At 69.8% G+C, this 23,888-nt stretch carries 19 protein-coding genes and 2 pseudogenes; 15 read left to right on the plus strand and 6 right to left on the minus strand.

From position 1 onward, the window contains the following. Positions 1-99 precede the first annotated feature (99 nt). Positions 100-1,310: pseudogene (locus S1361_RS29335) on the plus strand (IS3 family transposase). 792 nt (positions 1,311-2,102) lie between these two features. On the opposite strand, the pseudogene S1361_RS29340 reads toward S1361_RS29335, so the two are convergent. Beyond that, positions 2,103-2,494, minus strand: a pseudogene (locus S1361_RS29340) (endo-1,4-beta-xylanase); the annotation flags it as partial. 466 nt (positions 2,495-2,960) lie between these two features. Between S1361_RS29340 and S1361_RS29345 the strand changes: the two are divergent. From S1361_RS29345 to S1361_RS29365, 5 genes are all read left to right on the plus strand, one after another. Further along, positions 2,961-3,068 (plus strand): keywimysin-related RiPP, encoded by a 108-nt coding sequence (locus tag S1361_RS29345; RefSeq protein ID WP_208034901.1) that lies wholly within the window; start codon positions 2,961-2,963, stop codon positions 3,066-3,068. A 153-nt stretch (positions 3,069-3,221) separates the two neighbouring features. Further along, positions 3,222-5,078, plus strand: coding sequence for an asparagine synthase-related protein (locus tag S1361_RS29350; protein WP_208034902.1), 1,857 nt, complete (start codon positions 3,222-3,224; stop codon positions 5,076-5,078). Between the two features lie 120 nt (positions 5,079-5,198). Next, a complete protein-coding gene (locus S1361_RS29355; RefSeq protein ID WP_208034903.1) occupies positions 5,199-5,468 on the plus strand; it encodes a lasso peptide biosynthesis PqqD family chaperone in 270 nt (89 codons plus the stop codon). Between the two features lie 110 nt (positions 5,469-5,578). Then, the gene (locus S1361_RS29360) at positions 5,579-5,995 is read left to right on the plus strand and encodes a lasso peptide biosynthesis B2 protein (protein WP_208034904.1); all 417 of its coding nucleotides are present in this window, start codon (positions 5,579-5,581) and stop codon (positions 5,993-5,995) included. Between the two features lie 86 nt (positions 5,996-6,081). Continuing rightward, on the plus strand, positions 6,082-7,902 hold the full coding sequence (locus S1361_RS29365) for an ABC transporter ATP-binding protein (protein ID WP_208036818.1): 1,821 nt from the start codon (positions 6,082-6,084) through the stop codon (positions 7,900-7,902). A gap of 426 nt (positions 7,903-8,328) precedes the next feature. Here the strand turns inward: S1361_RS29365 and S1361_RS29370 are convergent, their stop codons facing one another. Continuing rightward, complete coding sequence (locus S1361_RS29370; RefSeq protein ID WP_208034905.1) at positions 8,329-10,746, minus strand: ABC transporter permease; 2,418 nt, start codon at positions 10,744-10,746, stop codon at positions 8,329-8,331. Next, on the minus strand, positions 10,743-11,435 hold the full coding sequence (locus tag S1361_RS29375) for an ABC transporter ATP-binding protein (protein WP_208034906.1): 693 nt from the start codon (positions 11,433-11,435) through the stop codon (positions 10,743-10,745). The genes S1361_RS29370 and S1361_RS29375 overlap by 4 nt, the downstream gene beginning before the upstream one ends. 220 nt (positions 11,436-11,655) lie before the next feature. On the opposite strand from S1361_RS29375, the gene S1361_RS29380 reads away from it, so the two are divergent. From S1361_RS29380 to S1361_RS29390, 3 genes are all read left to right on the plus strand, one after another. After that, positions 11,656-12,954, plus strand: a complete 1,299-nt coding sequence (locus tag S1361_RS29380) for a sensor histidine kinase (RefSeq protein ID WP_208034907.1) — start codon at positions 11,656-11,658, stop codon at positions 12,952-12,954. Continuing rightward, positions 12,951-13,640 (plus strand): response regulator, encoded by a 690-nt coding sequence (locus tag S1361_RS29385; protein WP_208034908.1) that lies wholly within the window; start codon positions 12,951-12,953, stop codon positions 13,638-13,640. Before S1361_RS29380 ends, S1361_RS29385 begins: the two co-directional genes overlap by 4 nt. Before the next feature lie 111 nt (positions 13,641-13,751). Beyond that, positions 13,752-14,504: a hypothetical protein gene (locus tag S1361_RS29390; RefSeq protein ID WP_208034909.1), complete on the plus strand. Its 753-nt coding sequence runs from the start codon at positions 13,752-13,754 to the stop codon at positions 14,502-14,504. Positions 14,505-14,507: 3 nt separating this feature from the next. Here S1361_RS29390 and S1361_RS29395 read toward each other — a convergent pair whose 3' ends face one another. Continuing rightward, the gene (locus S1361_RS29395; protein WP_208036819.1) at positions 14,508-15,056 is read right to left on the minus strand and encodes a nucleoside deaminase; all 549 of its coding nucleotides are present in this window, start codon (positions 15,054-15,056) and stop codon (positions 14,508-14,510) included. 144 nt (positions 15,057-15,200) lie between these two features. On the opposite strand from S1361_RS29395, the gene S1361_RS29400 reads away from it, so the two are divergent. Then, on the plus strand, positions 15,201-16,166 hold the full coding sequence (locus tag S1361_RS29400; RefSeq protein ID WP_243769341.1) for an antibiotic biosynthesis monooxygenase: 966 nt from the start codon (positions 15,201-15,203) through the stop codon (positions 16,164-16,166). A 50-nt stretch (positions 16,167-16,216) separates the two neighbouring features. Here S1361_RS29400 and S1361_RS29405 read toward each other — a convergent pair whose 3' ends face one another. Beyond that, a complete protein-coding gene (locus S1361_RS29405) occupies positions 16,217-17,263 on the minus strand; it encodes a zinc-binding dehydrogenase (protein ID WP_243769342.1) in 1,047 nt (348 codons plus the stop codon). 209 nt (positions 17,264-17,472) lie between these two features. Between S1361_RS29405 and S1361_RS29410 the strand changes: the two genes are divergently transcribed. Both S1361_RS29410 and S1361_RS29415 read left to right on the plus strand, forming a co-directional pair. After that, positions 17,473-18,849 (plus strand): FAD-binding oxidoreductase, encoded by a 1,377-nt coding sequence (locus S1361_RS29410; protein WP_208034911.1) that lies wholly within the window; start codon positions 17,473-17,475, stop codon positions 18,847-18,849. Positions 18,850-19,193: 344 nt separating this feature from the next. Beyond that, the gene (locus tag S1361_RS29415) at positions 19,194-20,036 is read left to right on the plus strand and encodes an RNA polymerase sigma factor SigF (RefSeq protein WP_208036821.1); all 843 of its coding nucleotides are present in this window, start codon (positions 19,194-19,196) and stop codon (positions 20,034-20,036) included. A 370-nt stretch (positions 20,037-20,406) separates the two neighbouring features. On the opposite strand, the gene S1361_RS29420 is transcribed toward S1361_RS29415, so the two are convergent. After that, positions 20,407-20,892: a MarR family winged helix-turn-helix transcriptional regulator gene (locus S1361_RS29420; RefSeq protein WP_243769343.1), complete on the minus strand. Its 486-nt coding sequence runs from the start codon at positions 20,890-20,892 to the stop codon at positions 20,407-20,409. Positions 20,893-21,037: 145 nt separating this feature from the next. Here S1361_RS29420 and S1361_RS29425 point away from each other — a divergent pair, with 145 nt between their 5' ends. The 3 genes from S1361_RS29425 to S1361_RS29435 all read left to right on the plus strand — a co-directional run bounded on the left by S1361_RS29425 (position 21,038) and on the right by S1361_RS29435 (position 23,780). After that, positions 21,038-22,195 (plus strand): PP2C family protein-serine/threonine phosphatase, encoded by a 1,158-nt coding sequence (locus tag S1361_RS29425; protein WP_208034912.1) that lies wholly within the window; start codon positions 21,038-21,040, stop codon positions 22,193-22,195. 147 nt (positions 22,196-22,342) lie between these two features. Further along, positions 22,343-23,230 carry an STAS domain-containing protein gene (locus S1361_RS29430; RefSeq protein WP_208034913.1) on the plus strand — a complete coding sequence of 296 codons (888 nt, stop codon included), beginning with the start codon at positions 22,343-22,345 and terminating at the stop codon, positions 23,228-23,230. Between the two features lie 103 nt (positions 23,231-23,333). Continuing rightward, on the plus strand, positions 23,334-23,780 hold the full coding sequence (locus S1361_RS29435) for an anti-sigma regulatory factor (protein ID WP_208034914.1): 447 nt from the start codon (positions 23,334-23,336) through the stop codon (positions 23,778-23,780). Positions 23,781-23,888 lie beyond the last annotated feature (108 nt).

Raw genomic sequence — 23,888 nt, forward strand, 5'->3', positions numbered from 1 at the left:
TAGGAGTCGCCCTTGAAGGAGTGGACCTCGGCGTGAGGCTGATCCTTTGGAGTGGACACCCTGACAATGGATCTTGATGGTCCAGGGAGGGATGTCCAGTTGGGACGTAAGTCTCCGTATCCGGAGGAGTTCAGGAGGGACGCTGTCGCGCTCTATCGCGCCGCGGGCGGAAAGCGGACGTACGCGGTGGTGGCCGCGGATCTCGGGATCACCGCGGAGTCGCTGCGGACGTGGGTCCGCAAGGACGACTCACAGGCCGTGCCCGGACGCCCTGACGCGGGCGGGAGCGAGGCGGAGGAGCTGGCCCGGCTGCGGGCAGAGAATGCCCGGCTGCTGAAGGCGGAGAAAGAATGGCATCTGGAGCGCGAGATCCTGCGCCGGGCAGCCGCTTATTTCGCCCGGGAGGTGAAGTGAGCCCTCGCCGGTGAGACTTCATCTCCGACAACCGCGCCAGTTTCGGCGTCAAGCGGATCTGCCATGTGCTCGGAGTCTCCCGCTCGGGCTACTACCGGCACCTGGCCACCGCGCAGGCCCGCGCCGAGCGCCAGGCCGAGGAGGAGCGGACCGTGAGCGAGATCCGTGCCATCCATGCCGAGCACCATGGCACCTACGGCGCTCCGCGCGTCCATGCCGAGCTGCGTGCCAGGGGACGGAGCATCAACCGCAAGCGCGTCACCCGGCTGATGCGGATCAACCACATCGTCGGCCGGCACCTGCGGAGAAAGAAGCGGACGACGATCGCGGACCACGCGGCGCCGCCCGCGCCGGACCTGGTGATGCGCTACTTCACCGCGGACACACTGAACACCAGGTGGTGCGGCGACATCACATACAGAGCCGTCGGCACGACGTGGCTCTACCTCGCCACAGTGATCGACATCTACTCGAGAAAGGTGGTGGGCTGGTCGATCGCCGACCACATGCGCACCTCCCTGGTCACCGACGCGATCGAAATGGCCGTGGCTGCCCGCGGCAGCCGGGTCCACGGCGTCGTCTTCCACACCGACAGGGGCGCCCAATACAGCGCGGCCGCCTTCGCCGAGGTCTGCCGCCGGCACGGCATCCGCCGCAGCATGGGCCGTGTCGGCTCAAGCTACGACAATGCCCTCGCCGAGTCGTTTTTCCAGGGCCTCAAGCGCGAATTGCTCCATGGCCGCCGCTGGACCTCAAAGGCACAGACCCGGCTGGAGCTGTTCCGCTGGCTGTCGTACTACAACCGGCGCCGTCGGCACTCCGCGCTCGGCTACCTCACACCAGCCGAGTTCGAACAGCAACTGATCACATCACATACGCTGTCACTCGTCGCATGAAACCCGGTGACCACTCCCGGGGATCAACCTCATCATCGAGGTGATCCCGTCGGGCGGCCGCACCCTGCATGCCGGAATCGATCACGACATGCAGGGGACAGAGCCCCCCGCCGACTGACGCGTGGCGGGTCCACAGTGGGCGCACCGACACGACTCCACCGCGTGAAGCTCCGTACCGGGGGAGGCGCTGCCGTACTGAGGGTAGCCATGCCACGCCAGATTGTTGGTGCCGAACCGACGTACGGCCGTGACGCTCATTTGACGCTCCGGGCGCCCGCTGGCCCTCATTCGGGACCCGCAAGCCTCTCTAACCTGCTGTTTTACCGCCTGCGTCCAGGGCGACATGTTTCCGATGACGCATCATGTGGAGTGCGTCGCGATTCTTGAGCCTGTAGCAAAGGGTGTCTGACCTGCTGTTCTTCTGGTTTCCCAGGTGGCGGGCGGGTCGTGCCTACATGTTTCCGCGGGTCCACCGCGTGGAGCATGATGCAGGTTGCTTCCACATGCCTCACCTTGCGGTTTCGCAGCAGGGCGCGGATCGAGAACGCTCTTCCTCAACTCCATGAGGGACGGGTTCGGGAAATGTCTTGACGCTCGTTCGACGCTGATCCTGATGGGCGTGACGCGGTTGTCCCGGATCAGATAGCGCGGGTCAATCGCCAGCTGGCACGTCCTGTCGGGGGAAGGCGACGCGCACCCGCAGTCCGGGATGGCGGCAGCCGAGTGCGAGCCGGTGTCCGAAGCGAGCGAGGCGGATCCCCGGGTGAGCTGGTTGCCGCAGTCTGCTCAGCGCCACGGGGCGATCTTGCCCTTGTCGTGGCCCATGACGCCGTTGATGTGGTCGATCATCGCCTGGGGCAGTGAGCTGCCGCTGATGCTCTGCATCCAGCCGGGCTGCCGGGCGAACCAGGCCAGTGTGTGGCCACGCACCCGCTTGCCGTTCTGCACCGCCCAGTTGTAGACGCGGTCGCCGGAGCTGAAGTTGAACTGGCCCCGCTGTGGTTCGGTGGCGTTGATCTTCATCTCGTTCTCGGCCGTCACCATGTTGGACTCACGGCTCCCGATCGTCGTGTACGCCGAGTCGCCCAGCCTGCCCGAGGGGATGGCGGTGCGGCCAGTACGGTGACCACACCGAGGACGCCGACGACCAGCGCCAGCAGCAGGCCGCGGATCTTCCGGCGGATAACGGATCTGGGAAGGGGGGCCGCAGGTGGACGCGCCTGCGGCTGGGAGGGTTCTGGCGCGCTACGGGCCCACGTGGACGTAGCAGGCCCGATTCAGGCGTGCCGAAACGGTCACGGTGAACGGGGTCGGCTGGCCTCGGCAGTGTCCGGATTTCAGTCCCCGGTAGCGCGAGAACTCCTCCGTCTACCCGCAATACGCCTATGCATGGCGTGTGTTAGAGGGACTTCTGATGCATCAGGCCGCGTGCAGACGCAGAGTTTGCATCCTGTGGGCTCTGATGCCCCCGTCGGGCACTGTTGTGATGATCTGTTCGAGGCTCATAGGGTGGCTCACCGAATCGGCCGACGGCGGGTCCGGAACCGCGGTGAAACGGGGCTGATTCGAACAGGCGCCTGTGCTGTGTCCCTCTTCAGACAACGAAAACGGCGACCACTCAGGTCGGCGTGGACGAAAGGAAGTGTGGCTATGACATACGAGCGTCCGACCCTCACCAAGGCCGGCGGTTTCCGCAAGACGACGGGCCTGGCCGGCGGTACCGCCAAGGACCTCGCCGGCGGTCACCAGCTCGTCTGACTCCAGCTGACCGGGCCCTGTGCCCTCGCGCTGCTGTAACGCGCGGCACCGGGCCCCGTCCACGGCGGCGGAAGGCGGTCACCGGCCGCCCTCCGCCGCCCCCTGTCCCTCCCGCACCGGCGGGCGCGCCAACGACCGGAGGTACGTGAGTCCATGAACAGCCCTATGTCGCTCGCCGTGGTAGCCGCCTGGCTCGTGGTGTTGCCCGATACCGACGCGGCGGCGGCTGTGGCAGCCAGGGCTCTTCCTCACGCCACCGAAAGCCACACGCATGTCTCCGGCCGCCCGTGGCTGATGGGCCGCTGGCGCCCGGGGGAGCTGACGGTCGGCGAGTGCGGCGGGGTGCGCCTGGCGGTGTGGGGGGAGCACGCCGTCACCCGTGAGGAAGCGGCCCGGGCGGCGGCCACCGTCACCGATGTCGCTTCCCTCGACCGCTTCGCCCGTTCCTGGCGAGGCAGTTACCACCTCCTGGCCAGTGTGCACGGGCAGGTGCGCGCACAGGGCACGGTGACCGGTGTCCGGACCCTGTTCCACGGCGCGGCTCACACGGCGCATCTGGCGGCCGACCGCGCCGACATCCTGGCCGACCTCATCGGAGCCCCGCTCGACGAGGGGCGGCTCGCGCTGCAGATGCTCAGTCTGGGTGTGCTTCACCCGCTGTCGGCGCGACCTGTGTGGCGGGGAGTGGAGGCCCTGCCCGGCCATGACTACCTCGTGCTGGAACGCGACGGCCGGGCCCGCTCCAAGCGCTGGTGGCGGTTGCCGCGCCGAGAGATGCCGTTGGCCGAGGGGGCGCCGATGCTGCGCGACGAGCTGCGACGGGCCGTCGCGATCCGCGTAAGGGGCCGGGATCCGATCACCGCCGATCTGGGCGGCTTGGACTCGACCGCCGTGGTGTGCACCGCGGTACGGGACGGCGCAGACGTCGTCGCCTACACCGCGGCGACCCACGACTCCCGCGGTGACGACGTGTACTGGGCTCGCCGCACGGTCGAGGAGCTGTCTCCGGCCGGCCGCGGCGCGGGGCGCATCGAGCACCATGTCGTTCCCGCCGAAGAGTTCCCGCTCACCTACGACGGTGTCGACGCGCTCACCGACGTCCTGGACGCTCCCTCGCTGTACGCCGTGGACCGCAACCGGCGGATGCATCTGCTCGCCCTCGCCGCGGAGCGCGGTTCCACCGTCCACCTGAGCGGGTTCGGCGGTGACGAGCTGCTCGCGGGTGCTTCCGCTCGCGTTCATGATCTGCTGCCACGCCACCCGCGCACGGCTTTGCGCCATGCTCGCGGATACCTGGCCAAGTACCGATGGTCACGGCGGGAAGCCCTACGTCAGTTACTGGACAGGCGTCCCTACGGGGTGTGGCTGGGCCAGATCGCCACGGACCTCACCAGCCCGTTACCCTCCCTGGAGGAGCCGCTGTTCCAGTGGTGCGCGCCCGCCAGGATGCCACCCTGGGCCACCGCGGACGCCGTCGACGCCGTACGCACCCTCATCCGGCAGGAGGCCGCGGTGGCGCAGCCACTGGGCCCCGGCCACGGAGAGCACCGTGAACTCGCCACCATGCAGACGGTGTCGCGGTTCGCGCGACACCTGAACCAGATGACGCACCCGAGCGGCCTGCTCTTCGCCTCCCCCTTCTACGACGACCGTGTCATCGAGACCGGACTGGCGGTGCGGCCGACGGAACGCGTGACTCCGTGGCAGTACAAGCCGCTGATCGTGGAAGCCATGCGCGGCGTCGTCCCCGAGGCCAGCCGCACCCGCGCCACCAAGGCCAATGCCACGATGGAGGAGGAGGTTGGGCTGCGGCGCCACCGCGAGGCCCTGCTGGCCCTGTGTGAGGACTCCCGGCTGGCCAAGTACGGCCTGATCGACGCCGACGTGTGGCGCACCTGGTGCTCCGGACCGGTGTCGGCCGAGTTGGAGAACGTACTGCTTCACCCGACCGTCGGCTGTGAGGTGTGGCTGCGCACACGCGAGACGCTGCCCCACCACCTGGACGGCTGACACGCCGGCTGCGACGCGGTACCGGCCAGGGACCCTTCGACGCACCCGACACCACCACCGGCCGGCATCCCCGTGCACACCCCACGATCCCAGAAGTCCCCTGTCTGGAAGGTCTTCGCGATGAACGCGACCAACGTGACGCTGCGCGGCGGCGTCCTGATGGCCGAGACCGAATACGGCCTCGCCCTGCTGGACGAGAAGAGCGGCGAGTACTGGACCCTCAACCCCACCGCTGCCTTGGTCCTGGAAACCCTGCTGGCAGGCCGCGGCCCGGACGAGGCGGTGCACGCCCTCACCGAGCGGTACCACGTCGGCGGCGACCTTGCCCAGCAGGACGTCGACCGCATCCTCACGGAGCTGCGGTCGGCTGGGCTCATCAACGGCGACTGACGAGCGGAACGGCCGGTCGCCGTCGACGGCGACCGACGAGCGAACGGCCCGCGACTTGAGAAGCCGCAGCCCCCGGCACCTGGGGTTCGAACGCGCAGAAAGGAATGGCCATGTCGACGCCCGAAGCGATCCCTTACCGGCCTCGTTCCGTACCGTTGCCCACCCGGTGGGCGGCCCGTCTCGCCGCGTGGTGTGCCCGCCTGCTGGCCATGTTGCCGCCCGCCCGGATACGCGCCGTGCTGCGCCAGGTGCGCCGTGGCGCCCGTCCGGCCTCCGCGGCACAGACCGCGGCAGCTCTCGACACCGTCCTGGCCGTGAGCCTGACCGCCGGCGGCCGCAAGGGGTGCCTGACCAGATCGCTGGCGACCGTCCTGCTGTGCCGGATGCGCGGTCAGTGGCCGACCTGGTGCGTCGGCGTGCGCAAGCAGCCGCCGTTCGCGGCGCACGCCTGGGTGGAGGCGGAGTCCGAACCGGTCGGCGAGGACTGCCCCGCGGAATATTTCCAGCGCTTCTTCGCGGTCGACTGACCATGGCCGCACACCCGCCCGTCACCGCCCGGCCCACACCCCAGACCGACTTGGCCACCGCGGCGGACGGCGGCGACGGCGTGCCAATGGCCGTCGCCCCGCCCGGAGCCGCTGCCCGCTCCACCGATGACCGCACACCCACCTCCGGCTACCGGGCCCTGGCCGCCTCGCTGCGGCCCCACCGCCGGGCGGGTCTGGCCGGGGCGCTGCTCGGACTGGCCGGCAGCACCCTCGGGTTGGCGCAGCCCCTGGCTGCCAAGCGGCTGATCGAGACCCTGGAGACCGGACGCACGACCGTCACACCGGTCCTGGTCCTGGCCGCCCTCCTCGTCGGCACTTCCGTGCTCTGCGCGCTGGGCCAGTATGTCCTGCACCGCACCGCCGAGGACGTCGTGTGTTCCGCCCGGCGTCGGATCACCAGGCGCCTGCTCCGGCTGACCGTGCCCGAACTGGACCGGCACGAACCGGGCGACCTGATCACCCGCGCCACCTCCGACACCATGCTGCTGCGCCAAGCCGCCATCCAGTCCACCGCGCCCGCCGTCACCGGTGCCGTCGTCCTGGTCATGACGGTGGTGCTGATGGGTCTGCTGGACGTGGTCCTGCTGTCCGTCACGCTCCTGGTCATCGCGCTCCTGGGGGCGGTGGTAGCGGCCGCGGCGCCCGCCATCGGACGTGCCACCCGGCAGGCACAGGAGTCGGTCGGTGAGATCGGCGCAGTCCTGGAGCGGTCCCTCGGGGCGGTGCGCGCGGTGAAGGCCGCCGGGGCGGAGCAGCACGAGACGCAGGTGCTGGAGCGGATGGCCCAGGACGCCCGCCGCACCGGCGTACGCGCTGCAGGCTGGCAGGCCTTGTCGGCGGCCGCCTCCGCTGTAGCGGGGCAGACGGCCTTCCTGGCGGTGCTCGGTGTGGGCGGTGCCCGGGTCGCCTCTGGGGCGATCGACGTGTCCACCCTGGTCGCGTTCCTGCTGTACCTGTTCGCGTTGGCACCGCAGATCAGCCGGCTCGTCGACGCCGTGGGGCAGTTCCAGATCGGCGGCGCGGCAGCCCTGCGGATCGAGGCGGTCCAGCACATGGACACGGAGACCGCCGCCGACGCGTCGCTGGCGAGCACCACCAGGACCGCACAGCGACCGCAGCAGCCGCCGGCGACGGTGCGCTTCGAGGACGTGGGCTTCCGCTACCATCCCCGACTTCCCGCCGTGCACCACCAGGTGTCCTTCACCGTGCCGGCCGGAGGAGTGACCGCCCTCGTGGGCCCCTCCGGCGCGGGCAAGACCACCCTCTTCTCTCTGATCGAACGTTTCTACGTCCCTGACACCGGGCGCATTCTCCTCGACGGTCGGGACCTGCAACGCTGGCCACTGGCCGATCTGCGCGCGGCCATCAGTTACGTGGAGCAGGACGCACCCGTACTGTCCGGTACCCTGCGCCACAACCTCACCCTGGGCGTCGAGGACACCCCGGACGAGGAACTGCACGAGGCCTTGCGCCGCACCCGGCTGGAATCGCTCGTCGCCCGCCTTCCTCAGGGACTGGACACCCTGGTCGGCCACCGGGGCAGCCGACTCTCCGGAGGGGAACGCCAGCGCGTGGCTATCGCCCGCGCCCTGTTGCGCCGCCCCCGGCTGCTCCTCCTGGACGAGGCGACGTCACAGCTGGACGCCGACAATGAGGCGGCACTGCGCGAGACCGTGATGGAAGCGGCCCGCACCACCACCGTGTTGGTCGTGGCGCACCGGCTGTCCACCGTCACCACTGCCGACCGCATTGTCATCATGAAGGCGGGTCGGGTCCAGGCCGTCGGCACCCACGCCGAACTCATGAAGACCGATGCCCTCTACCGCCATCTGGCCACCACACAGATGCTCACCGCGAAGCCGGGGCAGGCCGAGAAGGACCGGTAATCCGGTCGGTCGACGCGGCGTCCGGGTCGACAGCGGCGACGAGGTCCGGCCGACAGCCACCGTACGTGAAGCCGCCCGGGATGCTCCGCGTTGCGACGGCCGCTGCTGCGCACACCCTGGGTCAGGGGCCCGCTCTGGGGCCGCAATGCCAGCGAGCGGGAGAGGGCTCGTGTCGGGGAGCTGGTCGTGGCAGCCTGTTCCGTCCGAAGAGGAGGGGCGGACTGGTGGTCATGACGCTCGTTTGACGCTCTGGGTGCCCGCACGTGGGACAGCGAGCCGAGAAATTGGCTCTGACTTGCAGTTTTCCGCGACTCGCTCAAGGCCGACATTTTTCCGATGACGCATCATGTGGAGTGCGTGACGATCCTGGAGCCTGCCGACAAGGGCCGCTGACACCGTCCAGCCAAGGTCGCGCTCCGCCGGACGCTACTCGGTGCGCAGCGCCATGGCCGTACGCGCCCTGGCCGCCCAGCCGGCCGGGATCAGCGCGCCCAGCACCGCGATCACGACCCCGCCCAGCCCCAGCAGGAGCAGCTCAACAGGCTCGTACACATCGAGGACCGGCGACGGCAGACTGGTGCCCACGGCACGCCCCATCACCGGCATGACAAGGCTGTGCAGTGCGTACCCGGCCGGCACGCCGATCAGCCCGCCGATCACGCCGATCGCGGTCACCGAGGCGAGCACGAGGCTCATGGTCTGCCGCGGCGACATGCCGATCGCCTTGCAGACGCCCAGGTCGTGGATGCGTTCCCGGGTGTCCAGGACCACGGAGTTGAGTACGCCGAGGCCGGCCACAAAGACCAGCATCAGGGTGAGCAGCACCGCCATCGAGGACATGATGAGGAGGACGCCCTCCTGCCCCGAGGGGGCGTTGGCCATGGCGTCGCCGCCCAGCGGCTGTACGACCGCGGCGACCTTCTGGGCGTACTCGTCGGCCAAGACGCCGGACTTCACCTCGACGAGGAAGGAACTGGGCACGGCAGACGCGAAGTTGGCCATGTCCGCGTGAATCTCCAGCTCGCTGCCCGAGGTGTCGAAGGACTCGCCGACAATCCGCAGGTTCGCGGTCTCCTTCTCGTAGGTCACCCGCACCGTGTCACCGATCTTGGTGCTGCTCCTTTCCAGGAAACGCGTGGGCACCACGACCTGCCCCGTACCGGTGATCCAATGCCCGGAAATCATCTCGTAGCTGCCGGAGCGCGAACGGCCCTCGTAGAGGCTGGCCTGAACCGAACCGGAGATCCCGGCCACGGCGACCTCGGCCTGGGTCTTGCCGTAGTACGACTCCGTGCCCGCCTGCGACGTGATGGCAGACCGCACCTTCGCCGGGTCGGCAACCCTGAGTCCGGACCTGCTTGCCACGCTGCCGCCTACGGGGGGCGTGCCTGCCACGCTGCCCCCCGCAGGAGGAGGCGGAGGGGGAGCGGCGTTGTTCGGCCTGGTGGTCGTGACCGTGACCGCGGCACGGCTCTCGGGGTCCTGCGAGGTGCCGACCGCAGTAAGGGAAGAGGTCAGCCCTACTGCGAAGGTTGCCGCGGCCGTACCGAACGCCACCGCGAGCAGCATTGCGAGCGTGCGGACCGGATGCGTGAAGGGGGTGGCGAGGCCGTAGGTCACCGGTCGCGGCAGCGGCAGCAGTGCCATCGCCCGGTGCGCCCACTGGCCGCGCCCCGTACGTGGCGACCGGCCGACCGCGATGGCTTCGACCGTACGCAGTCTTCCGGCCCGCAGGGCGGGAATCAGCGCCGCAAGCCCCACGATGACCAGGGCGGCGGCCGGCACCACGACATCCACCCACCAGGCCACCGAAAGCGAGACACCGCCGTGTACCGCCTCGGTGTCCGAGAGCAGCGGCACCGCCAGGAGGTTTCCCAGAACGACCCCCAGGGCGATGCCGGCACCGGCCGGAACCAGCGCCTGGGCCACGTAGGCGCGTACGACCTCGCGTGGGGTGAAGCCGATGGCCTTGAGAATGCCGATTCTGCGCAGGCTGGTGCCGACCGCACCACTGATCACACTGCAGACGATGATCACCGACATTACGATGCCGAGCATGCCGAGAGCCGTCACGAACGGGACGGTCGCCGCCGCACCCTGATCAGCGGCGCGTTTGGTGTCCAGCCAGGACTGGGTACCCAGCAGCGCCTTGGACCCCACGGCGGCGGCAAGCTTCTTCCGGTCGGCGAGGATCTGTTCCTTCGTGCTCGCGGAGTCGAAACGGTAGAGCATCTGACTCGTGAGCGGGCTGCCCTCCGACGCCAGCGTGTCGACCTGCGCGGGAGTCGCCCAGGAGTCGGCGGTCCTGCTGGCCGACACGGCGAAGCCGACGATCGAAAGGGTGGGGGCGTTCATGGTGTCCGAAGCCTTCAAGGTGGCGCCGATCCCGATGGTGGGACCCTCGAACGACGCGGCGAGCACGATCTCGCCCGGCTTCTGTGCCCACCGACCGGACTTCAGCTCCACGCGGTCCACGTCGCCGTCCGGACCGGACCGCCCGACCAGGGTCAGCGTCGGCAGTCGGAAGCCCGCCTGATCCACCGGGCGGAACACCGTGGACGGGTACGGCCCCGAACTTGCCGTGACGCCGGCCGGCTTTCCGGTCGCTGCCAGCTGCGCCGCACTCACCTCGGCCGGATCGAGCTGGGCGGTGATGTGCGCACCCTGCTGCTTTTCGAAGGCGTGGTCGAAGGGCGCGGCTGCGGCGACCATCAGCGACCCGGCGACCACCGCCGAGGCCACGGCCATCATCGTGGCCAGGGCGATCACCACTGTCTGCACCCGCCGCCGGCCGACCCCGGAGCGTACGACCCGGCTCATCGCGCCCGTACCGAACAGGCTCATCGCACAGCTCGTGCAGAGGAGTCGACGGCGACGTGACCGTCGATCAGGTGAACAGTGCGGCTCGCGCATGCCTCCGCCAGCGTCAGGTCGTGCGTCACCAGCACGATGGTCTGCCCAGCGCGATGCAGATCCATCAGCAGATTGCGGACGTCGTGGCCCGATGCGGTGTCGAGCGCACCGGTGGGCTCGTCGGCGAGCAGCAGCGCGGGCCGGTTGACCAAGGCCCGGGCGACCGCGACCCGTTGGCGTTCACCTCCGGACAGGCGGCCCGGGTAGGCGCGGGCATGCTTCTGGATGCCCAGCATCTCCATGAGCTCACCCGCGCGGGCCGCGGCCTTGCGCCGACTGGTCCCGGTCAGCTGGGCCGGGAGCTGGATGTTGTCGGTGACGGTGAGGTCGTCGAGAAGGTTGAAGAACTGGAAGGCCATGCCGATGTGCTCGCGACGGAACTTGGCGAGAGCGTGCTCGCTCAACCGGTCGATCCGTCGCCCGGCCACGACTACAGCGCCATCGGTCGGCTTGTCCAGGCCGGCGACGAGGTTCAGCAGCGTGGACTTGCCGCTGCCGGAAGGGCCTGTGACGGCAAGGGCCTCACCCTTGGCGACGCTGAGCGTGAGCGGTCCGAGTGCCGACGGGCCAGCGCTTTCGTAGCGCTTCGCCGCACCCTCCAGTTCGATCACTTGATGCATACCAGTTGTCCGTCCTTGCGGTCGCGAGAGGCACATGCCGTTGCCGGTCCTGCGAACCTAGGGGGGCCGCGTACGGGGCGCGTCGGCCGCGGAACCAACATCAGGTCCTTCCCGCGGAGGGTTCGGTCGCGGAGTCATACCTGAGAAGTAGGCCTCTGGGGCAATGCCCCGGCCGGACAGGCGGACGCGGGCCGGGTGGAGAGCGCAGCACAATGCACGGATGGAGACGGAAGACCGGCGTAGCCGGCATCAGCAACTCGTCGACGCGCTGCGCCCGGAGGCGCAGTCCGCTCCGCCGTCCCGGCGAGCGGTGCGCGCCGACGTGGTGCTGGCGTTCGTACTGACCATCACCGGCCTGTTCGTGGCGGTGCGCCATCCCGGCGACGGGCCGGTGAACATCAACCCCCCTACGGTGGGCGTCGGCACCGACGTCCCGGCCCCGCCCTCACCGCCCGGCTCTGGTCGGGTACACGTGGAGGGCGAACCCTCCTCCGTGCCCTGGGCCCTGGTAGTCCTGTCGACGCTGCCGCTGGCGGCCCGGCGCCGGTATCCGCTGACCTTGTTCGTAGTGGTGCTGGGCGCAGCACTGGCCATCGGCAGCTCCGCCTCCTGGATCACCGTCCTGGCCTGTGTCGTCGGCGCCTACAGCGCCGTCGTGTACAGCCGTTACCGCATAGCGGCGATCGCCGTCCTGGTGATCGCCGCCGCGCTGTCCGGTTTCGCTTTCCGCAACGCTGACCCCGTGCTCCCCGGATGGTCCAGCCCGGGATTCGTGCTCCTGGTGGCAGGGATGCTGGCCAGTCTCGTCCGCTTTCTGCAACTGCGGCTGGCGTCCAGCCGGGACCGGGTGGCAGATCTGCATGCTGCTCAGGAGGAGGCCACGCGCCGCGCCGTCGCGGAGGAGCGTGCCCGCATTGCCGCCGAACTGCACGACGTCGTGACCCACAATGTGAGCGTGATGGTGATCCAGGCCGGCGCGGCCCGCAAGGTGATGGACATGGCACCCGAGCAGTCGAAGGAGGCACTGCTGGCCGTCGAGTCGGGCGGTCGGGCCGCCATGGCCGAACTCCGCCACGTGATGGGCCTGCTGGCCGCCCCGGACCAGGACAGGCCCGACGGCCTGGAGCCCCAGCCGGGGCTCGCACAGCTCGACGCGCTCGTCGCACGAGTACGCGCCGCCGGTACGCCCGTCAGCGTCAGGGTGTCGCTGCCCCCGGAGCCGCTGCCACCGGGGGTGGACCTCGCGGCGTATCGCGTCGTACAGGAGGCGCTGACCAACACGATCAAACATGCGCGTGGCGCGCAGGCGTCCGTCGCCATTGGGTACACCGACGCCTGTCTGGAGATCGAGATCACGGACACCGGTGGCGCCAAGGATTCCCCGCCGGTGCGCAGCAACGGCCGTGGCCACATGGGGCTGCGCGAGCGGTTGGCCGTCTACGGGGGCGAGCTGACGGCCGGGCCGACGCCGACCGACGGCTACCGGGTGACGGCCCGCATCCCACGGAGCGCGGTATGACCGCGGACAGGCCACCTCTGCGCGCCGTCATCGCCGACGATCAAGCCCTCGTACGCACCGGTTTCAAGATGATCCTGGCCGCGGACGGCATCGAAGTGACGGCCGAGGCCGCCGACGGGGCCGAGGCTGTCGCAGCGGTTCGCCGTACGCGGCCCGACGTCGTCCTCATGGACATCCGGATGCCGGAGATGGACGGCATCGAGGCCACCAGGCGCATCATCGGCGACGCCGGCCCGGCCGGAACGCGGGTCATCATCCTCACCACATACGACCTCGACCACTACGTCTACGCCGCGCTCACGGCCGGTGCCAGCGGCTTCCTGCTCAAGGACGTCACCCCCGAACATCTGGTCTCCGCCTTACGCCTTGTGCAGACCGGCGACGCCCTCCTCGCGCCCACGATCACTCGTCGGCTGATCGAGCGCTTCGCCCGTCACGACGAACCGCACACCATCGCCCCGCACCGCGATCCGTCCGGCCTGACCCCGCGCGAGCTCGAGGTGCTCCGCCTGCTCGCGACGGGCCTCAGTAATGCCGAACTCGCCTCACGGCTGTTCCTCAGCCCGACCACGGTCAAGAGCCACGTCGGCCGCATCCTGTCGAAGCTGGACCTGCGCGACCGAGTCCAGGCCGTCGTCTTCGCCTACGAGACGGGGCTGATCGCCCCGGGCGGAGCGCCCAGATGACTGATTCCGAGGTCAGTGGTCGTAGGCCGTCAGTGACCGGACGACTCGCGGTCCGCCGGACAATCCGACAGTTCTCCAGGGGTGTACAGATCAGATGAGGCGGGACCGACCATGAAACTGACCTTCGACGGTGACTGGTCCGCGACGGTGACGGACGAGCCGCTGCCCGTCACCCCCCGCTTCGCGGGTGGCTCTGTGGACATCGGGCCCTACGCGGACGTGAAGGAACGTGAGCGGTTCCTCGTGGCCACCTTCGGCAGCCAGGAATGGCTGTGGGACGCCCCCGACGTCCTCCGGTTCGACGCCGGCAGCCGGAAGCTGGTCGGGGTGGAGTTCCGCATGCCGTACGTGTCGGCGTGCACCGAGACCTCCGCCCGCCTTCGCGTCATGCCCGCGCTCCGCCCGGGCGGGCTGCGGGCGGACCAGGTCCGGGACTTCCGGCACGAGATGTGCGCGGTACTGTGCCGCGCACCCGGGGATGCCGTGCTGACCTGTCTGCGCGATCTCGGCGTACTGGACGAGCCGCTGGAGGCCCGCATCGGCATCGCCCCCGACGTGGCGCTCCTGGTCCAGCACGGCGCCGCCGTCGGATGGAGCCTCACGGATCCCGCGCGCTACCTGACCACCGCGTTCGGCCCACCCGACACCGCCCCGCCGTCCGACGCCACTCGACGGCTGCTCACCGAGTGCCTGGATCTGGTCACCGAGCCGGTGATCCACGACGTGGAAGACGGAGACCCGGCCGCCCTGTTCCGCCTGCGGGCCGCCGACGAAGCCCTGCGCGCCCAGCGCGAGGACCGGCACCGCGCCGATGCCCTGCTCTCGCTCATCGGCAACCTGGTGGAGGACTACGGGAACCGGTGACAATCAGTAGGCGTGCCGGTCCGGCTTCGCCTCCCAGGCTTCGTAGGCGTGTGCGCCCAGTTCCGGGTAGATCTGCTCGATGTGGATCCGGCGCTGGTCCAAAGGTTTCTGGAAGTCCTCGTACTGGAAGGCGTCGTCGAAGCCGATCTTCCGTGTCGCGTCCAGGTCGCAGCTGAAGTAGACGTTGTCGATGCGCGACCAGTAGATGGCGCTCATGCACATGGGGCACGGTGCGCCACTGATGTAGATCGAACAGCCCTGGAACATCCGGGCCCGCTCCGGGACCGGGTCGGGGGAGCCGTCGGGGCGCGGGACGTATTCCAGCGTGCCCTCGTTCTGGTGCTCTTCCGAGATGGTGGGCGCCTCGGGGTTGAGGAGCTGGGACGCCTTGCGGATGGTCTCCACCTCGGCATGCGCGGTCGGGTCGCCGGTCAGGAGGACACGGTTCTGGCCGCGGGCGATGATCTCGCCGTCCCGGGTGAGCACGGCGCCGAACGGGCCGCCCCAGCCCCGCTCCACCGACTCCGTGGCCAGCCGTACCGCTTCCGCCATGAACTCTTTGTGACCCACGGCGACCTCCACTCCGCACCGGATCAGGCATTCCCCGTCGATGACAATCGATGACAAGGGAATCCGTAGCTTGATGGTTCTTTAGGCATTTGTCCTGTAAGTCCTTTTGTGCCTACGCTACTCCGTATGAGTGTCAGCGCCAACCGCGGTCGCGGTGAGGCCGGAGCAACCGTGGTGACCTCGCAGAAGGTCGTCCCCGGTCGCGAGGAGGACTACAAGCGCTGGCAGGAGCGGGTGAACCGGGCCGTACAGGCCTTCGACGGCTTCGAGGGAACGGAGCTGTACCCGCCCGACTCCCCCGAGGACAACCAGTGGGTGGTGGTGTTCCGCTTCTCGGACCTCGACCGGTTGAGTGCCTGGCTCGGATCGGCTCCGCGCCGGAAACTCCTCGATGACGGCGGCGACTTGTTCGAGGGGGAGCCCTCCCAGGAAATTCTGCACGGAGGGCACTCTGCTCAGGAGGCCGTGACGGCCGTCGTCTCCCACACGGTGCGGCGGGGCCGCGAGCAGGACTTCGAGCGCTGGCAGGGCAAGGTCCTGCGGGCCCAGCAGAAGCACCCGGGTTTCATGGGGTCCGAACTCTTCACACCCGTCGAGGGCATCCAGGACCGCTGGGTCGTTGTGTTCCGGTTCGACACCCGCGAACACCTCGACCAGTGGCTGCAGTCGGACGTGCGCGGAAAACTGCTGGACGAGGGGCGCGAATACTTCGCCGACTACGACGTGCGCAAAATCGCGTCAGCCTTCAGCGGATGGTTCCGCTTCGGCGAAGGGGAGGAGGCGGGTGTCCCGCCCAGATGGAAGCAGGCCATGTCCGTTCTCCTCGCGCTCTACCCCACCGTCATGGTGCTCAACCTCACCGTGGGGCGCGTCCTCACGCAGCTCGGCGTCGCCGGGTACCTCGGCCTCTTCATTTCGAACGTGCTGAGTGTTTCGATTCTGACCTGGGTTCTGATGCCAGTCGTCAATCGCGCTCTGGCCTTCTGGCTGGCACCCGACCGACCGCGTTCACGCCGCACCGATGTGAGGGGCGCGGCGGTCGTGACGGTGTGTTACGCCGCGCTCCTCCTGGTTTTCGGTCTCACCGTCTGACATTCCGTCTGACGTTCCGTCTGAGATCACCGCCCTGGACGAACGTACCGTCAACCGCCGAAATGAATCAGCGGCTTGATGATGCCGTCGGCGCCGGCTTCCATCATCCGAAAGGCCCTTTCGACCTCGTCGAAGCCGAACGCGTGGGTCGTCATGGGGGTGGGATCCACCCTGCCCTGCTCCATCAGCCGGAAGATCCGCCTCAAGCGTTCCCTGCCCCCTCGGTTCAGCCCGCCGTGGACATGCTTGTCCGACATCCCGTATCCGAAGGGCTCCAGCGGGATCTTCAGCGGTTCAGGCACTTCGCCGTGGTAGCCGACATTGGAGATGCGGCCGCCCGGCTTGGTGACGCGGAACGTCGCCTCCCAGGTGCCTGGTGTGCCCAGTGCCTCGATGGCCGCGTCCACACCCTGCCCGTCCGTCAGTTCAAGGATGTGCTCGACGGGATCGCAGCGCGTGTGGTCGACGATCACGTCGGCGCCGAAGTGACGGGCCAGCTCCTGTCGTTCGGGCCGGGATTCGACGGCGATGACGAACCCGGCGCCGCGCAGTCGGCAGCCGATGGTGGCCGACAGGCCCACTGCTCCCTGCGCGAAGACGGCGACGGTCTGACCGAAGTCGAGTTCCGCGTGTTCGGCGGCGACGAATCCGGTCGACAACATGTCGGTCGCGTACAAGGCCTGGTGGTCGGAGAGCGCCTCGGGAATCGGGGCGAGATTCGCCTGTGCGTCGTTCACCAGGAAGTATTCCGCCAGGTTGCCGTCCCGCTGCACGGTGAACCTGGCGCCGCCCATCATTCTGCCTCCGCACTGCGAGGACAGACCGCGCTGACAGAATTCGCACCGGAAACAGGGCGTGACTCCGCCCACCGCCACGCGCTCACCTTCGGCGAGGCCTTCCACTGCGGAGCCGAGCGCGTGGATGGTGCCCACGGCCTCGTGTCCCAGCGTGACATCGGAGGCGACCGGGATCGCTCCCCGCACCGTATGGACGTCGGAACTGCAGAGCATCGCGGAGGTCGTACGCACCACGGCCTCATTCGGTCCGGGTTCCGGAACGCGTTTGTCGAGGACGGCGACCTCGCCGACCTTTCTCATGACGAAGCATTTCATGGTGTCTGCGGCAATCCCTGCCGGCCGGCCACGAGTCGTTTCCCTGCGGGCTGCGCGGTAAGCTGATACGGCTCGAACCGCCATGACTCGTCACTGAAACAGCGACCTCCTTTCAGCGTCGTGTACCACGACGGTCTCCGCAACTCCTCCGTCGAGAGCGCGCAGACCGCGGGTGCCGGGGCAAGGAGGACAGGATGAGCCGCTACACGGACGAGCGCGGTCTCGGGGACGTGTCGGTACGGCGGGACGACGCCGGTTACGAAGACATCCGCAGGGGCGTCGTGTGGAACGAGCTCACACCGGCGCGGTTCCCGGACGTCATCGTGCGCGCGGCGTCGGCCGGTGATGTCGTGGAAGCGGTGCGCCTGGCCCGGTCCCGGCGCCTCCAGGTCGCCGTACGGTCCGGGGGACACAGCTGGTGCGGGTCGCCCCTGCGCGACGGGGGCATGCTCATCGACCTGTCCGGGCTGCGCAACTGCTCCGTCGACCCCGACTCGGCGACGGCGACGGTGCAGCCCGGCGTCACGGGCGTGCAGCTCACCTCCGAACTCGGCCGCCACGGACTCGCGTTCCCCACGGGCCACTGCGGTTCCGTCGCCGTCGGCGGATACCTCCTGAGCGGAGGGCTCGGCTGGAACTCGCCGGCCTGCGGGCCGGCCTGCGCCGGTGTCGAGCGGATAGAGGCCGTGACCGCGGACGGGGAACCGGTCACCTGCAGCGAGAGCGAGCACAGGGACCTGTTCTGGGCGGCCCGGGGAGCGGGTCCCGGCTTCTTCGCCGCGGTCACCGCCTTCCGCCTCAGGCTGTATCCCCGCCCCGGCGCGATCACGAGCACCGTCTGGACCTTCCCCCTCGCGCACGTCACCGAGGTGGCGCACTGGGCCACCGAAGTGGCCGCAGGGCTCCCGCCGGCCGTGGAGGCGAGTCTCTCCCTCGGCACGGTGCGCCCCGGAACGGAGCCCGGCACCAGAGCGGTGACCGTCACCGGTACCGCCTTCGGCGCGTCGCGACAGGAGGCGGGCGAGTTCCTCCTGCCACTGCGCGACTGTCCCCTGCGCCGCCTCGCCCTCTCCCGCCGGCTGGACGAGCCGATGACGTTCGAGGCCCTGTACGACTCCTCCGCCGCACTGTGGCCTGCGCGATTCCGCTATGCGGCGGACACCCTGTGGTCGGACGCCGGCTTCCCCGCTCTGCTCGGCGAGCTCGCGGAGGCCCTGGACACGGCTCCTTCGGACAGAGCGCTGGTCCTCGCACCGTTCTCGCCGGCGGGCCGGCCGCCGCCGGACATGGCCTTCTCGGTGCTCGGGCAGAGCTACGTCGTTCCCTACGCCGTCTGGGACGACCCTCGTCAGGACGCCGCCAACACCGGCTGGCTGCGGGAGGCGATGCACAGGGTGGAACCCCTCGGCACGGGCCACTACATCGCCGAGGCGGACCTCACCGCGGCGTCGTCCCGTGCCCGCCGCTCCTTCACCGCGGACGACTGGCAGCGCCTGCGGAACGTGAGGACGCGGTACGACCCGGACGGCCTCTTCTGGTCCTACCTGTCACCGGACGAGGCCGCACCGTAGCCTCCGGCCAGCGGCGGCTTCCACCCCGCGGAGTTCGCCGACGAGGCCGCGCACGAGCACGTCTGACGCGTCCCCGAAGCTCTCGCAGGGCGCCGAGCGGGGGATCGGCGGGGTGCTGCCGGGCGCGAAGGCCGATGCCGGATCGCGCGGGTTCCGGCCAAGCGGTCCGTCGAACAGTGCTGGGGCTTCGTCGTGGCCCAGGTGAAGGAAATCGTACGGAGTCACGGAGAGCCGGGTGGAAACTGAAAAAGTTCGAGGCGTGACGGCGGGCGGCCGGGGTAGACGCGGGCTTGCCGGACAAAGGGCCGGCGCAGACAGCACTGATCGACTGGGAGGGGCGCATGATGGCGACGACGACCGTGCAGACCACTGACCGTACGGTGGACGTGCCGGAGATCGCGGATCCTTCCCAGGTCGCTCCGAAGGACGCGCGGGAGCTGTCGCGGCTGTTCTTCGACCGGCTGGCGGTGCTGGAGGAGGGCACGCCCGAGTACCAGTGCGCGCGGAACACGCTGATCGAGATGAACATGTCGCTGGTCCGCTACGCGGCCGGCCGGTTCCGCAGCCGTGGGCCGGAGGAGATGGAGGACATCGTCCAGGTCGGCATGATCGGGCTGATCAAGGCGATCGACCGGTTCGAGCTGTCCCGCGAGGTGGAGTTCACCTCCTTCGCGGTCCCCTACATCGTCGGGGAGATCAAGCGGTTCTTCCGGGACACCTCCTGGGCGGTGCACGTGCCGCGGCGGCTGCAGGAGGCCCGGGTCCAGCTGGCCCGTGCCAACGAGGAGCTGCGCAGCCGTCTGGGCCGGACGCCGACGACCCGGGAGCTGTCCGAGCTGATGAGCCTTCCGGAGGACGAGGTCGTCGAGGCCCAGCTGGCCTCCAACGGCTACAGGTCGGCCTCCCTGGACGCGGCGATCAGCGGCAGCGAGGAGGGCGAGGCGGCGCTGGCGGACTTCATCGGCGACGAGGACGCGGCGCTGGGCCTGGTGGAGGACTTCCACGCTCTCGCCCCGATGATCGCCGAGCTGGACGAGCGCGACCGGAAGATCATCCACTGGCGGTTCGTGGAGGAACTCACCCAGGCCCAGATCGGCGAGCGCCTGGGCGTCTCCCAGATGCACGTCTCCCGCCTGATCACGCGTCTGCTGGCCCGCCTGCGCGAAGGCATGCTCAGCACCACCTGATCCACACGCCGCCCACCAGTCGGGCCCCCGGCTCCTCTCGGCGGCGGGCACGAGCCGCCCGATCGGGTATTCCCGGTCCGCAGACCCGTGCCTCCCAGGGTCGTCCACCTCCCGCCGCCCGTCACCGTCCCTCTTCGGGGTCACCTCCGAGACGCCGCTCACAGCAGGTCCCGGGGGCGACGGGGTACCCGGAGCGGGAGACCCGCAGCCCCAACAGTTGCCGTTTGACAACAATGGCCGTGAGGCAACAAAGTGTCGGAGTCGTGACGACCGGGGAAGGATCCGCAATGTTCCGGTGGACGGAGGTCGCTCCGTGCGTCGGCCGTCCCCGCTCTCAGGTGCGGGGGCGACCGGTGGCCCGGCCCGGTGGTCAGGCCGTCTGGTCTCCGGCGTGCGGCGCGTTGTCGTGTATCTGCAGCGCCGCCGTGTCGCAGAACGCTTCCAGCCCCTCCAGGAGCGCCGTCCGCTTGGCGGGGGGCATCAGCTCCAGCACCGCCTGCAACTCCTGCTCCCGGCGGGCGCGCAGGTCGTCGAGGAAGGCGCGGCCGCGGCCGCTGAGGTGCAGCCGCACCTCGCGGCGGTCGGTCGGGCTGACCGCTCGCTCGACGAAGCCGGCGGCCACCAGGCGGTCGCAGAGCCGGCTGGTGGACGGAGGCGTGGAGGCGAGGGAGTCGGCGAGGGTGCGCAGGTTGATGCCGTCCTGGTGCTCCAGCATGAGCAGGACGCGCATCTGTGACGGCGAGGCCGGCGCGGTCGAGGCCCGGCCCCAGAGGACTTCCAGCAACTCCACGGCCGTCAGGGTCACGCGTGCGACCTCGGCGGGCTCCGGGCGGGGGCGGAAGACAGTCACCGTCACACTCTCGCAGGCACTGGGACGGCCGCCAGCGTACTAGGTGCGGGACGGCAGGAGATGGTTCGGACGATCGGCGCGACTCGGCTCCGGGCGGTCTCGTCCTGGGCGAGGCCCGAGTGTCCGTCGAAAGATTGGTGTATATACCGTCGTGAACAGATTTGTGACCGCCGAGCGCGCCCTGCGCACGGCGGCCCCGCACGAGTTGTTCGACGCCGTGCGCCGGGTGCTGGCCGAGGAGTACGCCGCGCGCTGCGTGGAGTTGTACCTGGCCGACTACGGCCTCACCGTCCTGCAGCCGCTGTCGCCGTCCCGCGCAGTCGAGCCCCTGCCGGTGCACGGCAGCGCCGCCGGCCGTGCCTTCGGCGCCCAGGAGCCGTTCGTGGAAGTGGTCCACGAGGAGTCCGTACGCCTCCATCTGCCGGTCACCGTGCGCGGGGACCGGCTGGGTGTGCTGACGGTCACCCTGCCGGACGGGGACGGCGCGTCCGGTCTTCTGGGCGAGCTCGCGGACATCGCCGAGGTGCTCGGGCACGAGATCGTGGTCGCCGAGCGGGACACGGACGTGTATCTGCGGGCGCGGCGCAAGGACCGGCTGACCCTGGCCGCCGAGATGCAGTGGCAGCTCCTGCCCGGCCGCGCCTGCTCCCGCCCCGAGTACGAACTCGGTGCACAGCTGGAGCCGGCGTACGCCATCTACGGTGACAACTTCGACTGGTCCGCCACGCGTGACCACCTCATGCTCTACGTCACCAACGGCATGGGGGAGGGCATAGAGGCCTCCCTGCTGACCAACCTGGCCATCAACGCGCTGCGCAACGCCCGGCGAGCCGGTATCGCCATCGACGACCAGGCCGCCCTGGCCGATCAGGCGGTGTACGCGCACTACCAGGGGCGCTGCTACCTCTCCGTGCTGATGTTCGACTTCGAGCTGGCGACGGGCCGGGCGAAGGTCGTGGACGCCGGTTCCCCGCAGTTGCTGCGGCTGCGTGCGGGAGTGGTCGAGCGAGTCGAGTTCGAGGCGCAGCTTCCGCTGGGGATGTTCGAGGAGACCGACTACGTGGCCCAGGACTTCCAGGTCGAGCCGGGCGACCGGCTCGTCTTCGTCAGTGACGGCGTGCACGCGGTCGCCTCGCCCAAGGGGGAGGCGTACGGGGACGCCGCCCTGGCTCGGGCGATCACGTCCACCCGGCTCCTGCCGGCCGCCGAGGTCCCGCGCGCCATCCTGCGCGAGCTGACCGGCCATCGGGGCCGGTCCGTCCCGGACGACGACGCCCTGGTGGTGTGCCTGGACTGGCACGGGCGCTGACGTGTCGTTCCGGCCGTCGCGTCCGCGACGGCGGATGTGTCGATGCTGTGTCGTTCGGCCCTTCCCGCAGCGCGCATACTTGTCATGAGGCAATAATTGTCGTGGTTGCGTCCGTCTCGGCGCAGCGGCCTGTCGCGGAAGGAAACGATGCAGGTGTCGGAGCAGGCCGCGGAAGGGGCGGGAGCGCGGGAGCTGGCAGCCTTCCTGGAGCGCCGACGCGAACAGATCGCCCAGCGGTGGGCGGACGCGCCCTTTTTCCGGACGGTCTTCACCGTCTCGCGTGACGAGGCCGTGGAGGCGTGCAAGGTCGTCGTGGACGCGCTGGGCGAGGTGGCGTCGAGCGGCCGGCTGGAGAACGTCGCGGCTCCCGGGTTCGACCCGGCGCGCGAGCAGCTCGGACGCATGGCCGCCTCGCGTGCCCGCAGGGGCGTCAGCCCGGCCGAGATCGCGAACGAGGCCGCCCGTCTGCGGACGGTGACCGCCGGGCTGCTGCGCGCCGAGGACCTGCCCCATCCCGAGGCGCGGGAAGCCCTGCTGGCGCTGACCGTCCTGATGGGCACGCTGCGCCTGGTGATCATGGAGACGACGGTCCTGGCCGGCGAGGAGCTGATCGCCCGGCAGCGGCAGCAGCTGCTCGAAGTGGCCACCCCGGTGATCAACGTGTGGGAAGGCGTCGTAGCGGTGCCCCTGATCGGCACGTTGGACAGCGCCCGCAGCCAGGTGGTCATGGAGTCGCTGCTCCAGGCCGTCGTGGAACAGCGGGCCCGTTACGCGATCCTCGACATCACCGGCGTACCCACCGTCGACTCGCTGGTCGCGCAGCACCTGATGAAGACGGTCGCCGCGGCTCGGCTGATGGGCGCCGAGTGCATCGTCTCCGGCATCCGCCCGGCCATCGCGCAGACGATCGTGCACCTGGGCATCGACCTGAGCGGGGTGCTCACCCGCAGCTCGCTGGCCGACGCCCTGGCGTACGCGCTCGCCCGGCAGGGCATCGAGGTCTCCCGACGCGCGGACGGCGCGGCACCGCTATGACCCCCTTCCTCCCGGGTGGCTCGGCCCCTCCGCCGCTCCCGGCGCCGGGGGACGCCCCCCTGGCCTCCCGGGATCGTCGGCCCGCTCCCCCTGGGGGTACGGGATGACGGCCTCCGGCCCCGCCGAGACGACCAGCCTGCCCATAGGCTCCGACGCGGATCTCTCGTGGGTCCGCCGGCGGGTGCGGCAGCTCGCGGCCGGGCTCGGGTTCGGGCTCGTCCAGCAGACGAAACTCGTCACCGCGGCCAGCGAGCTTGCCCGGAACACCCTGGTCCACGGCGGAGGAGGGCGGGTCGAGATCACCGCACTCGCCGACGGCCCGAGGCGGGGACTGCGGCTGAGCTTCATCGACACCGGACCCGGCATCGGAGACGTCGAACTGGCGATGACCGACGGGTACAGCAGCGCGTACGGTCTCGGACTGGGCCTCGGCGGGGCAAGGCGGCTGGTGGACGAGTTCCTTCTGGACACCCGGCCCGGGCAGGGCGCCGTCGTCACCGTCGTCGCCTGGGTGGCCGGCGTGCCCACCCCTCGGACGGGGACCGGATGACGCCGGTGCGGAAACCTCCCGGGGCGCGACTCCTGCCCGGGCACACCGGTGGCGGCCGCCCGCCGGCCGGCCGCACGTCCGGCAGCGACGGCAGGTCCGCCGCCCGCT

It is taken from the genome of Streptomyces cyanogenus, assembly GCF_017526105.1.
Taxonomy (GTDB): domain Bacteria; phylum Actinomycetota; class Actinomycetes; order Streptomycetales; family Streptomycetaceae; genus Streptomyces; species Streptomyces cyanogenus.